Here is a 12,412-nt window from a genome sequence, read left to right as displayed (position 1 = left end):
GCTTGACCAAGGCGGCTTGACTCACAATCGGGAACCTGGCATTGGTTTATGTCACCGCGCCGGAACCCTGATCCCGATGTCAGAACCGGTCGCCATGTTGTCTACAACCTGCACGCTCACTTGGTTTTCGCCACCAAGTACAGGCGGAAGGCGCTCACCGACGCCGTGCCGCCCCGCACCGAAGAGATCATTCGGGAGGTCCGCGCCGGCTTCGAGGCCGAGCTGAAGCAGTTCAACGGCGAACAAGACCACGCCCGCCGGTACCTGTGGGGCGGACACTTCTGGTCTGGTTCCTACTTCGCCGGATCGTGCGGTGGGGCACCCCTGGCCGTTGTCAAGCGGCGAACGTCAGGGAAGGGTCTGATGGCGCCCATGTGAAAGTCGGCGGTCGGTGAGGTGTGCCCGGCGCACCGGAGGGGGAGGGCCGGTACATGACACAGACACACACGGCTCCCCTGCCGACCAAGCGGCCCGTACGGCAACTGCTCGCCGCCTCCGTGGGCAACGCCGTGGAGTGGTACGACTGGTACACCTACACGTTCCTGGCGACGTACATCGCGGCCGCGGTCTTCCCGCGGAGCGCGGACAACTCACTGGTCCCGCTCCTGTCGACCTTCGCCGTCTTCGCGGTCGGCTTCTTCATGCGGCCGGTCGGCGGACTGCTCATGGGCGCGATCGCGGACCGGCGCGGGCGGCGCGCGGCCCTCACGGTCACCATCCTGCTGATGGGCGGCAGCAGTCTGCTGGTCGGCCTGACGCCGACCTACGCGGCGACGGGTGTCCTCGCCCCGGTCGTCCTGGTGCTCGCCCGGCTCCTGCAAGGCCTGTCGGTGGGCGGCGAGTTCGCGGCCTCGACGACGTTCCTGGTCGAGTCGGCCCGGCCGGGACGGCGCGGCCTGTTCTCCAGTTTCCAGTACGTCTCCACGACCGCCGGACAGCTCCTCGCGTCCGGCATCGCCACGCTGCTCGTGGACACGCTCGACGGCGGGCAGATGAACGGCTGGGGCTGGCGCGTTCCGTTCGTCCTCGGTGCCGTGCTCAGCCTGGTGGGCTTCTGGATCCGGCAGGGCGCGCACGAGACCAGGAGCGCGGAGCAGCGACAGGCGCCCCGGCCGGGCCTGTTCGAGGCCCTGCGCCGCCATCCTCGCGAGTCCCTGCTGATCTGCGGCATCACGGCGGGCGGCACCATCGCCTACTACACCTGGACGTCGTACCTGCCGACCTACGCGGAACTCAACGCGGGCGTCGCGAAGTCGGACGCCCTTCTCGCCGGCACGATCTCGCTCGCCTTCTTCGGCCTGCTCCAGCCGCTCGGCGGGCTGCTCTCCGACCGGTTCGGCCGCCGGCCGGTGCTCCTCTTCTTCGGCCTGGGATTCGCCCTGCTCGCGGTGCCCCTGCTGCACGCCCTGCGCGACTCGTTCACGACGCTGCTGCTCGTGCAGTGCGCGGGCATGGTGCTGCTGACCGGCTTCACCTCGGTCAGCGCGGCCGTGAACGCCGAGGTGTTCCCGCCCCGGGTGCGCGCGGCCGGTATCGGCTTTCCCTACTCGCTGACCGTCGCCCTCTTCGGCGGTACGGCCCCGTACGTCGGCACGCTCTTCAAGGATCTGGGCCACTCCGGGCTCTTCCCCTGGTACGTCGCCGCGCTGTGCCTCGTCTCCTCGCTGGTGTACCTGCGCATGCCGGAGACGGCGCACGCGGAGCTGCGCCGCTGAACCGGGCACGGAGGCGGAACGGCCCTTCATGCCCGGCCCGGTCGGCGCGACGGACACCGGTCACGGCGTCAGGTAGGCCTCCACCTCACTGAACTGCCCGGCCGGCCAGCCCGTGTTGGCGCTGACGGTCAGCCGGAGGTGGCGCAGGGAGGTGCCGCTGGGCAGCGAGACCGTGGCCGTGTTGCCGGTGGCCGGGTCGAAGCGGTAGCCCTGTGCGCCGGACACGGTCGCGAAGGACGAGCCGTCGGTGCTGCCGAGCACGGTGATGGTCTGGGTGCGGGCGCCCCACGCCGTGGACGGCGGCAGCTTCAGCACCAGCCGGCGGACGGCGTAGGGGGAGCCGAGGTCGACCGTGAGGGACTGCGGGAAGGCGTTGTTGGCCGACTCCCAGTAGGAGTTGGCATCCCCGTCGACCGCCTTGCCCGGGGTGTAGACGTCCTGGGAGCCGGTCGCGGTGGCGGGACGTCCCTTGGCGAGGTTGCGGGCGGGGTCGGGGTCCGGGTTGCCCTGGCCGGGCTGGGGCCAGGTGGAGCAGTCCGACCAGGTGCTGTTCCAGCCGGAGTTGCCGCCGCCGTCGGTGAGGGTGAAGGAGCCGGAGTTCGCCGGATAGGGGCAGTTGTAGATCCCGGCGGCGCCGGTCTGGGTGGCGGTGACGTTGCGGAGGGTGGCCGCGCCCTGCGCCTCGGCCTGGACCACGACCGTACCGGTGTTCTTCACGGTCGCGCCGGTCACGTTGACGTTCCTGACCGGGTAGCCCTGACCGCCGCCGGAGACGAACTCGAAGGCGCTGTAGGGGCTGTCGGTGATCGTGGTGTTGGTGATGTTGACGGTGGCGTTGATGGCGCTGTCGTAGGAGTCGACGCGCAGGGCGCCCATCGGATGGTTCCAGTTGGGGTTCATCGCGCCGGCGCGTACCAGGGTGTTGCCGTCGACGGTGATGGTGCCGGCCAGCGGACTGAAGGGGTCGAGGAACTTCTGGTTGGAGATCGCGATGCCGCTGCCGAGGGCGTTGGTGTCGGAGACCAGGTTGTTGCTGACCGTGATGTCCGAACCGCCGTAGACGGCGATGCCGTTGGCGAGGTTGGGCTGGGAGATCGTGTTGTTCACGAAGCTGGAGTTCGTGTCCGGCGAGTTCAGCGACCACATGGCGAGCGAGTCGTCGCCCTGGTTGCGCAGGAAGTTGTTGCTGACCCGGACGCCGTGCGCGTTGCCGTTGAGGTTGAGGCCGTCGGCGGTGGTGTCGAGGATGCGGTTGTTCTCCACCACCAGGTTGTCGTTGTTGCCGGTCAGCCAGAGCCCGACCTTCAGGTGCTGCAGCCACATGCCGGAGACGGACGAGTTGGGGCCGAGCGAGCCGTTGACGAAGTTGTCGGGGCTGGAGTCGACGCGCTCGGTGACCTCACCGATGACGGCGAAGTCCTTGATGTGGACGCCGCCGGAGGAGCCGGACTGGTCGATGAAGCGGGAGGTGTGCACGACCGAGTACCAGCTGCCCGCGCCCTGGAGCGTCACGTTCTGCACGCCGCTGAGCGAGGAGGTGATCCGGTAGTCGCCGGGCGGGATCCACACCACTCCTCCCTGGGCGGCGGCGATGGCGTCCCGGAAGGCCTGGGTGGAGTCGCCGTTTCCGCTGGGGTCGGCCCCCTTGGAGACGACGGACACCGAGCCGGCGGGCTGGCCTGCCGCCGCCGCGACCTGCTCGAAGTCGGCGACGTCGACGGTGACCTGGGTGCCGGTGGACTCGAAGGCGATCCTGTCGCCGGCCTGGACGTTCTGGCCCAGCAGCAGGCGGGCGTTGTCGAAGAAGTGGTGCGTCTTCGCGCCCGCGATCCAGCTGGTGTCGACGTAGGAGTACTTGGACGTCACCGGCAGCGTCTTGGCGATCTTCGTGCCGTTGACGTACACGTTGAGGGAGCCGGACTGGCCGTCGGGGACGTTGTACGAGACGTTCACGGCGTTGGCCGCGCGAGGCACGGTGAACTCGACCCGTTGACCGGAGGTGAGCCGTACGGCCTGACGGCCGGAGGCCTCGGAGGCGACGGTGCCCTGGGTGTTGTCGGGGCCGGTCTTCGTGCCGGTGGTGCTCGCCGACTCCGCCTCGACGGAGGTGAAGGGGAGCGTGGCGCCGGCGGCGGCGTGCGCGGCGGGGGCCACGGTGACGAGCATTCCGGCGGCGAGGGCGACGACCGCGCCGATTGCCGGCATGCGCCTGACATGTCTGGCGGTGCTGGTGTGCATGTGCTGATCCCTTCGTGGTGGGGGTGCCGGGATAGCAGTGGTGCGGGTGCGGCTCAGGCGCGCAGCCAGGCCGCCGTGTCCTGTGGCAGCCGGCCGGCGTCGTCCAGGGGGCCGCTGGTCAGCAGGGGCTCGGAGTGCGCGGGGAGGTCGACGGGGGTGGGGGCGAGGTTCACCACGCACCGCGCGCCGTCCGCGCGGGAGAAGGCGAGGACGCCGTCGGGGGCGGGCAGCCAGGTCAGGGGGCCGTCACCGAAGACGGGGCGGGCGGCGACGGCCGCACGGTAGAGGGCGAGCATGGAGGAGGGGTCCCGCTGCTGGCGGTCGGCCGCGTACGACGCCCAGCCGGCCGGCTGCGGCAGCCACGGCTCCTCGCGTGAGCCGAATCCCGCGTACGGCTCGCCGGCCGTCCAGGGCAGCGGTACCCGGCAGCCGTCACGGCCGGGGTCGGCGCCCTGGGATCGGAAGTGCATCGGATCCTGTATGCGCTCCACCGGGATCTCCGCCTCCGGCAGCCCCAGTTCCTCCCCCTGGTACAGGTACACCGAGCCGGGCAGCGCCAGGGAGAGCAGGGCGGCGGCGCGGGCCCGGCGGGTGCCGAGTTCCAGGTCGGTCGGGGTACCGAAGGCCTTCGTGGCGAAGTCGAAGGCGGTGTCCTCGCGGCCGTACCGGGTGACCGTGCGCGTGACGTCGTGGTTGCACAGGACCCAGGTGGCCGGGGCGCCGACGGGAGCGTGTTCGGCGAGGGTGGTGTCGATGGCGGCGCGCAGCCGTCCGGCGTCCCAGGGGCAGGACAGGAAGGCGAAGTTGAAGGCGGTGTGGAGTTCGCCGGGGCGCAGGTAGCGGGCGAAGCGCTCGGCGTCGGGGAGCCACACCTCGCCGACGAACACGCCGTCGTAGGCGTCGGCGACGGCCCGCCAGGAGCGGTAGATGTCGTGCAGTTCGTCGCGGTCGACGAAGGGATGCGGGCCGGAGTGGGTGGCGAGGTCGGGGAGGTCCGGGTCCTTGGCGAGCAGGGCCGCGGAGTCGATGCGGACCCCGGCGACGCCGCGCTCGAACCAGAAACGCAGGATGTCCTCGTGCTCCTGGCGGACGGCCGGGTGGGCCCAGTTGAGGTCCGGCTGCTCGGGGGTGAACAGGTGCAGGTACCAGTCGCCGTCGGGCAGGCGGGTCCACACCGGAGCGGTGGAGCCGGCGAACTGCGAGGGCCAGTCGTTGGGCGGGAGTTCGCCCCGCGCGCCGCGTCCGGGCCGGAAGTGGAACAGCTCGCGCTCCGGGCTGCCGGGGCCCGCGGCGAGCGCTGCCCGGAACCAGGGGTGCTGGTCGGAGACGTGGTTGGGCACGATGTCGACGATCGTGCGGATGCCCAGTTCAGATGCCTCGGCGATGAGCTTCTCGGCCTCGGCGAGGGTGCCGAAGGCCCGGTCGACGGCACGGTAGTCGGCGACGTCGTAGCCGCCGTCCTTCATGGGTGAGGGGTACCAGGGGCTGAACCACAGCGCGTCCACGCCGAGTCCGGCGAGGTGGGGCAGGCGGGCGCGGACTCCCGCGAGGTCTCCGGTGCCGTCGCCGTCGCCGTCCGCGAAGCTGCGGACGTACACCTGGTAGATGACGGCGGAACGCCACCAGTTCCCATCGGTAGGGAAGTTGCGGGCAGGGGTGGGCTGTCCCACGGTGCGTGCCTTTCTGTCTCGGGGTGCCGGCCGGGTCAGCCCTTGGTGCTGCCCGCGCTGATTCCGGCGATGATGTGCCGCTGGAAGACGAGGAACAGGGCCACCATCGGGATGCTGGCGATCACCATCGCGGCGACGAGCACGGTGAGCTGGATGTTCTGCGACAGCTGGACCAGGGCCACGCTGATGGGCTGCTTGTCCGTGTCGGAGAAGACCATCAGCGGCCACAGGAAGTCCTGCCAGACGGCGACCAGCGCGAAGATGGACACGACGCCGAGGACGGGCCGCGACATGGGCAGGACGACCGACCACAGGATGCGCAGCTTTCCCGCGCCGTCGATCTCCGCCGCCTCCAGGACGTCGCGCGGCAGCTGGTCGAAGAACCTTTTGAGCAGATAGAGGTTGAAGGCGTTGGCGACGGCCGGCAGCCAGATGCCGAGGGGGTCGTTGAGCAGGGTGGTGTGGATCAGCGGCAGGTCGGCGACGGTCAGGTACTTGGGTACGACCAGCGCCTGGGCCGGGACCATGAGGGTGGCGAGGATGCCGCCGAGGACCACGTTCCCGAAGGCCGGCTTCAGCCGGGACAGGGCGTAGGCGGCGGCCGTGCAGAGCACCAGCTGGAACGCCCAGGCGCCGGCCGCCTGCACCACCGTGTTCCACAGGTGCTGCGGGAGCTGCATCAGGTCCCAGGCGTCGGTGTAGCCGGTGAGGTGCCAGTGCTCCGGGACGAGGGTGGGCGGGGTCCGGGCGACCTCGTCCGGGGACTTCATCGCGCCGGTGACCATCCAGAAGACCGGGAAGAGGAAGGCGAGCGCGAAGAGCAGCACGACGCCGGTGAACACGGTCCAGTAGACGGCCTTGCCGCGGGGCCGGGCGAGGGTGGCCGGGGAGATCAGGGTGCGGGTGCTCATGCGTCCCCCTCGGAGCGGGTGAGCCGCAGGTACACGGCGGAGAAGGCGCCGAGCAGGAGCAGCAGCATGACGCTGAGCGCGCAGGCTCCACCGAAGTCGTTGTAGAGGAAGGCGTACTTGTAGATGAGGTAGAGGACGGTGACGGTGGCGTTCTCGGGGCCGCCGCCGGTGATGACGAACGGCTCGGTGAACACCTGCATGGTGGCGATGATCTGAAGGAGCATCAGCATCAGGATCACGAACCTGGTCTGCGGGACCGTGACGTGCCGGACGCGCTGGAGCAGGTTCGCGCCGTCCAGTTCGGCGGCCTCGTACAGCTCGCCGGGGATGGACTGCAGGGCCGCCAGGTAGATGAGGACGGTGCCGCCCATGTTGGCCCAGGTGGCCACGATCACCAGGGAGACGAGCGCGGTGTCGGCGCCGTTGGACCAGTCGGAGGTGGGCAGGTGCAGGAAGCGGAGCGTCTCGTTGGCGAGGCCGGCCCCGGGATCGTAGAACCACTTCCACAACAGGGCGCTGACCACCGGCGGGATCATCACCGGCAGGTAGACCACGACCCGGAAGAAGGCCTTGGCGTGGCGCAGTTCGTTGAGGACGAGGGCGAGGACGAAGGGGACGGCGAAGCCGAGGAGGAGGGCGAGCAGGGTGAAGGTGAGGGTGTTGCGCCAGGCCGCCGTGAACTCCGGATCGTGCAGCACACGGGTGAAGTTGGCGGTGCCGACCCACTCCGGGGCCGAGCCCGGCGTGTACTTCTGGAAGGCGATGACGACCGCGCGGATCGCCGGGTACCAGGAGAACAGGGTGAAGCAGACCAGGCCGCCGAGGAGGAAGCCGTAGGCCTGTACCTGGTCGCGGAGCCGGCGTCGCCCGGGTCCCCGCGCCGGCGCGGGCGCCGGGACCGGGCGCACGGTCCCCCGGTCGGCGCCGCGCCGCTCGGCCGTCTTCGTCATGGCGGTCAGCTCCGGGCGAGGATGCTGTCGATCTTGCCGGACGCGTCCTTGAGGAGCTGGTCGATGTCCGCGTCCTTCTTGGTGAGGACGGCGGAGACTACACCGTCGAGGACGGAGTAGATCTGCTGGGCGGACGGCGGCTCGATCTTCATCCGGAGGCTCTGGTTGCCGTCCAGGAAGGCCTGGTAGTTCTCCACCGGCACATTGGCGTTGGCCTTCTTGACCTGCTGGTCCTTGGCGTCGGCGGCGCCGGTGAACAGGCGCGGCTCGGGGAGGCCGACGGGTGAGTCGGTCTTCTTCGCGCGGGCGTAGTCGCCGAGGAAGCCCTTGCCCGGGGTGAGGAACATGTGGTCGAGCCACTTCAGGCCGGCGCGGATCTGGGCGGGGGTGTCGTGCTTGTTGAACATGTAGCCGTCGCCGCCGATCAGGGTGCCCTTGCCGCCGGGCATGGGGGCGAGGGCGAGGTCCTTGTAGTCGCCGCCCTTCTCCTTGACCAGGATCGGGATGTTGTCGGGCGCGGAGAGGTACATGCCGAGCTTGCCCGAACCCATCAGCTGCTGCACGTCGTTGATGACGAGGAGCTGCTTGCTGCCCATGGAGTCGTCGGTCCACCGCATGTCGTGCAGGTTCCGCAGCACGGCATGGCCCTCGGGGGTGTCGACGGTGGCCTTCTTGCCGTCGGCGCTGACGACGTCGCCGCCCTGGGAGTACAGCTCGGCGGTGAAGTGCCAGCCGCCCTGGTTCTGCGCGCTGTAGTCGGCGTAGCCGACGGTGCCGCCGCCGAGTGCGGCGATCTTCGTGGCGTCGGCGCGTACTTCGTCCCAGGTGGCGGGCGCCCGGTCGGGGTCGAGGCCGGCCTTCTGGAAGAGCGCGCGGTTGTAGATCAGGCCCATCGAGTAGCCGGTGCGGGGGATGCCGTAGACCTTCCCGTCCACGGTGTAGATGTCCCGCAGCTGCTTGCTGATGCTGTCGTAGCTCTTGAGTTCCTTGAGGTACGGGGTGAGGTCCGCGGCCTGGTTGATGTCGACGACGTGCCGGGCGTCGGTGAAGTACGTGTAGAACACGTCCTCCATCTGGCCGCCGGCGAGCTTGGCGTCGAAGGTCTTGGGGTCCTGGCAGGGGAAGGCGTCGTGCGCGACGACGTCGATGTCCGGGTTCGCCTTCTCGAAGGCGGCGGTGTCCGCGTCGAAGAACCCGCGGTCGATCTTCGCGCTCTTGGGCGGTTCGCAGTTCACGGTGATGCGGGTCTTGCCGCCCGCCGATCCCTCGTCGCCCGACCCGCAGGCCGAGACGGCGAGGGCGAGCGAGGAACAGACGCCGACGGCCAGGACGGTACGACGATGGCGGAACCCGGTGCTTCTCATCTCGGTGGACCCCTCGGAGGCGGGAGCGGTGAGCGGTGGGTGCCGCACACTCAAGCACCGACAACGGCGGGCCGCAAGATGTCGCGCGCGATATGCAATTAATCGACAGCGAGCTGGACCTTCTCGATCTCAGTCGCGCGGCACTTGCGCGGTGGAGCCGCGGACGACCAGTTCCGGCTCGAACAGCAGCTCCTCGGCGGGTACGGCGGTGCCCTGGATCCGCGCGTGCAGCAGTTCCACGGCCGCGCGGCCCATGGCCTCGATGGGCTGGCGCACGGTGGTCAGCGGGGGCTCGGTGCAGTTCATGAAGGCCGAGTCGTCGTAGCCGACGACCGAGACCTGGCCGGGGACGGCGCAGCCCTTGCGGCGGGCGGCCCGGACGGCGCCGAGGGCGAGCGGGTCGCTGGCGCAGATGATGCCGGTGACGCCGCGGTCGATCAGCCGGGCGGCGGCCGCGTGCCCGCCCTCGACCGAGAAGATGGCCCGCGCGACGAACTCGTCCGGCAGGTCGCCGGCGATCGCACGCGCGGCGGCCAGCTTGCGCGCGGAGGGCACGTGGTCGCCGGGGCCGAGGACCAGGCCGATCCGCTCGTGGCCGAGCGAGGCCAGGTGCCGCCACGCCTGCTCGACGGCGACGGCGTCGTCGCACGAGACGGCCGGGAAGCCGAGGTGGTCGATGGCCGCGTTGACCAGCACGACCGGGATGTTGCGATCGGCGAGCAGCCGGTAGTGGTCGTGCGGCGCGTCCGCCTGCGCGTACAGGCCGCCGGCGAAGACGACGCCGGAGACCTGCTGGTGCAGCAGCAGGTCGACGTAGTCCGCCTCCGAGACGCCGCCCTTGGTCTGCGTGCACAGCACCGGGGTCAGCCCGAGCTGGGCGAGCGCACCGCCGATGACCTCGGCGAACGCGGGGAAGATGGGGTTCTGCAGCTCGGGCAGGACCAGGCCGACGAGCCGGGCACGCTCGCCGCGCAGCTGGGTGGGCCGCTCGTAGCCGAGGACGTCGAGGGCGGTGAGGACCGCCTGCCGGGTGGCTTCGGAGACTCCGGGCTTGCCGTTGAGCACCCGGCTGACCGTGGCCTCGCTGACTCCGACCTTCTTCGCCACTTCCGCAAGTCGTCGCGTCATGTGCGCAAGAGTAGCGCAAGCGACGCAAGCCGTTTGCGTAAACGGATCACGGACGACAGTGAGGCGACTACGGGCGCGGGGGGTGTTCGACCCGGCGCCGTCGGCGACCTGAACGCCGACGGGGCCGGGTCAGTCCTGGGACGACGGGACGACCGTCAGATGCGCTCCCCCGGCGGCCGACCGGCGCGCCCTGCGCGGGGCCGACGCCGGACGGCGGGCGTCGCGCAGGATCATGGTCAGACGCCGGTGACCGAGGTCCCGCAGGGCCGGGGGCGTCTCGTCGACGATGCGGCATTCGGTGGGGCCGCGGCGCGGGTCCGGGTGGAGCAGGAGGCGTACGGCGCCGTCGAGCCGGGTCGCCGACTCGCCGACGGCGCGGATCCAGTGCGGCAGGCCCTGCCGGTAGGCGGCCTCCATGATCGGGTCGTGCCCGACGTCCCGGCGGATCGCCTGCACGTCGTGGTCGTGACCGTGGCCCTCCACGGCGGCCTTGAGCTGGGCCAGCATCGGCAGGCACCAGCCCGGCTCGTGCTCGCCGAGGATCTGGCCCGCTTCCGGGTGGAAGAGGACGAACCGCAGGAAGTTGTCCCTGGGCATGGCCGTGGGATGTGCGCCGACCCCGCGGAAGAGTGTCTCGAAGGCGACGTTGGCCATCAGCACGTTCCAGCCGTGGTCCACGACGAAGGACGGGAAGGGCGCGGCCTCCACCAGTGCGGCGTAGTCCTGGAGATACGCCTGGGTCTCGAAGCTGTCGGGGACGGGCCGCGGCGCCGGCCACTGCCCTCCTGCCTGATGTGCCATCGGGAGGTCACCCCTCTTGCCTCTGCGGCCTTCTCGCGGCTCTGTGATCCTGCTGCTCCGACGTGAGCCGTGTCAACTATCGTGGCATTTCATGTCGGTTGACGGCTGAAATTCGCCACAGTTGTGGCGAGACCTGGATGTGAGTTCGAAGCACCCGATACTCTCCGGGAAGTTCACGGCGACCACACACGAAAAGCTACGGACGCATCAGAAACCCTCAAGAGACGTAGGAGTTCTGTCGGTGACGGATGGCTACGAGGAACCGGGCGCCACGGCGACCGCTCAGTTGCCGGCCGTCGTCGCCCGCGTCACCGCGCTCGCCGACCGGCTCGGCGTGCCGCACGGCGAGGTCTTCGACATCACACGGCTCTCCGTGTCCTGCGGTGTCCCCGAGCCGGTGGTCAAGGCCCTGCTCGGCGGCCGCCCGGCCGGTGAACCCGACGTCCAGGCCCGCTTCCTGCAGCGCCTCGACCTGCTGCGCCGCACCCGGTTGAAGCCGGGCAGCCGCAAGTACACCCAGCAGGAGATCGCCGACGGCGCGGGCATGTCCCGCCAGCAGGCCGGCGCCCTCATCAACGGCGACCGGCGGCCCACCATGGAGCACTGCGACGCGCTCCAGCGGTTCTTCCGGGTCCACGCGGGCTTCCTGACGGCCGAGGACCCGGAGGCGCTCGCGGGCGCGCTGCAGCGCACCGAGCAGGAACTGCTGCAGAAGCTCGCCGACCGGGAGCGGGCGGCGGCCCGCGCCGCCGACGATCCGCTGGAGCGGCTGCTCCAGGACCACGGGGTGCGCGGGATCGCCTGGCGAGCCGCTCAACTGCCCACCGACCAGCACCGGGACAAGGTCGCCGAGTGGCTCGACATGCTCCTGGAGAGCGTCAAACGGCCCGAGTCGTGAGCCGGAGGAGGACTGTGGGCATCGGCAGGGAGATGCGGCGGCTGTGCACCGAACTGGCCGGGGAGTTGACCCTGCCCGCGCAGACCCCGCCGCACGAGCTGTACGGCGCGCTGTGCGAGGCGATGAGCCGTCGGCGCGGCCGGCCGGTGCAGTTCCGTACGGCCGCCTTCCCGCCCGGCACCGCGAGCGGACTGTGGCTGGACATGGCCGACCGTGACCTGGTGGTCGTCGAGGAACGCACCGCCCCCGACCACCAGTTGGTGATCCTCGGCCACGAGCTGTGGCACATGCAGGCCGACCACGGCACACACCAGCACACCGGACCGGGCGTGCAGGGCGCCGCCCGCCTGCTGGGCGAGGGCACCGACCGCGCCGCGCTCCAGGCCGCCGTGCACCGGATCGCCGCCCGCACCCGCTTCGAGCAGGCCGAGGAACGGGAGGCCGAGGCCTTCGGGCTGCTCCTGGCCAGCAAACTCCGCACCCGGATGACGGGTTCGGCCCTGCGCGGCCCGGTGCAGCGGGACGATGTGGCGGGCCGCATCGAGGCGTCGCTGGGGTATCCGGGGGGCGCGGGGCTCTCCGGGCTGAACTGAGCGGACCGGCCGGGGCCGGCGGACCACCCACGCCGCTCACCGTGTCCGTACCGATCACGCCCACAGACGCACCGGCGCCCTCCGCCGCTGCCCACACCTGTTTCCGGCGGCACGCGGCACGGCGGCACGGCGGGCCGACGGTCG

The 12,412-nt window shown here is 70.6% G+C and carries 11 protein-coding genes; 4 read left to right on the top strand and 7 right to left on the bottom strand.

What is annotated here, in order from left to right; translation table 11 throughout:
* The first annotated feature begins 48 nt into the window (after nucleotides 1–48).
* Nucleotides 49–378, top strand: a complete 330-nt coding sequence (locus OIB37_RS30365; protein WP_330460808.1) for a transposase — start codon at nucleotides 49–51, stop codon at nucleotides 376–378.
* Between the two features lie 53 nt (nucleotides 379–431).
* Nucleotides 432–1,715: an MFS transporter gene (locus tag OIB37_RS30360; RefSeq protein WP_330460807.1), complete on the top strand. Its 1,284-nt coding sequence runs from the start codon at nucleotides 432–434 to the stop codon at nucleotides 1,713–1,715.
* Between the two features lie 60 nt (nucleotides 1,716–1,775).
* On the opposite strand, the gene OIB37_RS30355 is transcribed toward OIB37_RS30360, so the two are convergent.
* From OIB37_RS30355 to OIB37_RS30325, 7 genes are all read right to left on the bottom strand, one after another.
* Nucleotides 1,776–3,953: a discoidin domain-containing protein gene (locus OIB37_RS30355; RefSeq protein WP_330460806.1), complete on the bottom strand. Its 2,178-nt coding sequence runs from the start codon at nucleotides 3,951–3,953 to the stop codon at nucleotides 1,776–1,778.
* A 53-nt stretch (nucleotides 3,954–4,006) separates the two neighbouring features.
* Nucleotides 4,007–5,623, bottom strand: coding sequence for a glycoside hydrolase family 13 protein (locus OIB37_RS30350; protein ID WP_330460805.1), 1,617 nt, complete (start codon nucleotides 5,621–5,623; stop codon nucleotides 4,007–4,009).
* Nucleotides 5,624–5,658: 35 nt separating this feature from the next.
* Nucleotides 5,659–6,534 (bottom strand): carbohydrate ABC transporter permease, encoded by an 876-nt coding sequence (locus OIB37_RS30345; protein WP_330460804.1) that lies wholly within the window; start codon nucleotides 6,532–6,534, stop codon nucleotides 5,659–5,661.
* The gene (locus OIB37_RS30340) at nucleotides 6,531–7,484 is read right to left on the bottom strand and encodes a carbohydrate ABC transporter permease (RefSeq protein ID WP_330460803.1); all 954 of its coding nucleotides are present in this window, start codon (nucleotides 7,482–7,484) and stop codon (nucleotides 6,531–6,533) included. Before OIB37_RS30340 ends, OIB37_RS30345 begins: the two co-directional genes overlap by 4 nt.
* A gap of 5 nt (nucleotides 7,485–7,489) precedes the next feature.
* On the bottom strand, nucleotides 7,490–8,848 hold the full coding sequence (locus tag OIB37_RS30335) for an ABC transporter substrate-binding protein (protein ID WP_330460802.1): 1,359 nt from the start codon (nucleotides 8,846–8,848) through the stop codon (nucleotides 7,490–7,492).
* 129 nt (nucleotides 8,849–8,977) lie between these two features.
* A complete protein-coding gene (locus OIB37_RS30330) occupies nucleotides 8,978–9,976 on the bottom strand; it encodes a LacI family DNA-binding transcriptional regulator (RefSeq protein ID WP_330460801.1) in 999 nt (332 codons plus the stop codon).
* Between the two features lie 129 nt (nucleotides 9,977–10,105).
* Nucleotides 10,106–10,777, bottom strand: coding sequence for an MmyB family transcriptional regulator (locus tag OIB37_RS30325; protein WP_330460800.1), 672 nt, complete (start codon nucleotides 10,775–10,777; stop codon nucleotides 10,106–10,108).
* A gap of 241 nt (nucleotides 10,778–11,018) precedes the next feature.
* On the opposite strand from OIB37_RS30325, the gene OIB37_RS30320 reads away from it, so the two are divergent.
* Together OIB37_RS30320 and OIB37_RS30315 are read left to right on the top strand one after the other, a co-directional pair.
* Nucleotides 11,019–11,675: a helix-turn-helix domain-containing protein gene (locus OIB37_RS30320; RefSeq protein ID WP_330460799.1), complete on the top strand. Its 657-nt coding sequence runs from the start codon at nucleotides 11,019–11,021 to the stop codon at nucleotides 11,673–11,675.
* 32 nt (nucleotides 11,676–11,707) lie between these two features.
* Complete coding sequence (locus OIB37_RS30315; RefSeq protein WP_330462020.1) at nucleotides 11,708–12,268, top strand: toxin-antitoxin system, toxin component; 561 nt, start codon at nucleotides 11,708–11,710, stop codon at nucleotides 12,266–12,268.
* The last annotated feature ends 144 nt before the right edge of the window (nucleotides 12,269–12,412 follow it).

Source organism: Streptomyces sp. NBC_00820 (genome assembly GCF_036347055.1).
Lineage (GTDB): Bacteria > Actinomycetota > Actinomycetes > Streptomycetales > Streptomycetaceae > Streptomyces.
Note: the sequence above shows the minus strand (reverse complement) of the source record. Positions and strands in the feature narration are given on the sequence as shown.

Excerpts from the sequence above, each read along its gene's own strand:
- OIB37_RS30345 (WP_330460804.1), bottom strand. The coding sequence starts at position 6,534 with ATGAGCACCCGCACCCTGATCTCCCCGGCCACCCTCGCCCGGCCCCGC.
- OIB37_RS30340 (WP_330460803.1), bottom strand. The coding sequence starts at position 7,484 with ATGACGAAGACGGCCGAGCGGCGCGGCGCCGACCGGGGGACCGTGCGC.
- OIB37_RS30355 (WP_330460806.1), bottom strand. The coding sequence starts at position 3,953 with ATGCACACCAGCACCGCCAGACATGTCAGGCGCATGCCGGCAATCGGC.
- OIB37_RS30360 (WP_330460807.1), top strand. The coding sequence starts at position 432 with ATGACACAGACACACACGGCTCCCCTGCCGACCAAGCGGCCCGTACGG.
- OIB37_RS30335 (WP_330460802.1), bottom strand. The coding sequence starts at position 8,848 with ATGAGAAGCACCGGGTTCCGCCATCGTCGTACCGTCCTGGCCGTCGGC.
- OIB37_RS30365 (WP_330460808.1), top strand. The coding sequence starts at position 49 with ATGTCACCGCGCCGGAACCCTGATCCCGATGTCAGAACCGGTCGCCAT.
- OIB37_RS30315 (WP_330462020.1), top strand. The coding sequence starts at position 11,708 with ATGCGGCGGCTGTGCACCGAACTGGCCGGGGAGTTGACCCTGCCCGCG.
- OIB37_RS30330 (WP_330460801.1), bottom strand. The coding sequence starts at position 9,976 with ATGACGCGACGACTTGCGGAAGTGGCGAAGAAGGTCGGAGTCAGCGAG.
- OIB37_RS30325 (WP_330460800.1), bottom strand. The coding sequence starts at position 10,777 with ATGGCACATCAGGCAGGAGGGCAGTGGCCGGCGCCGCGGCCCGTCCCC.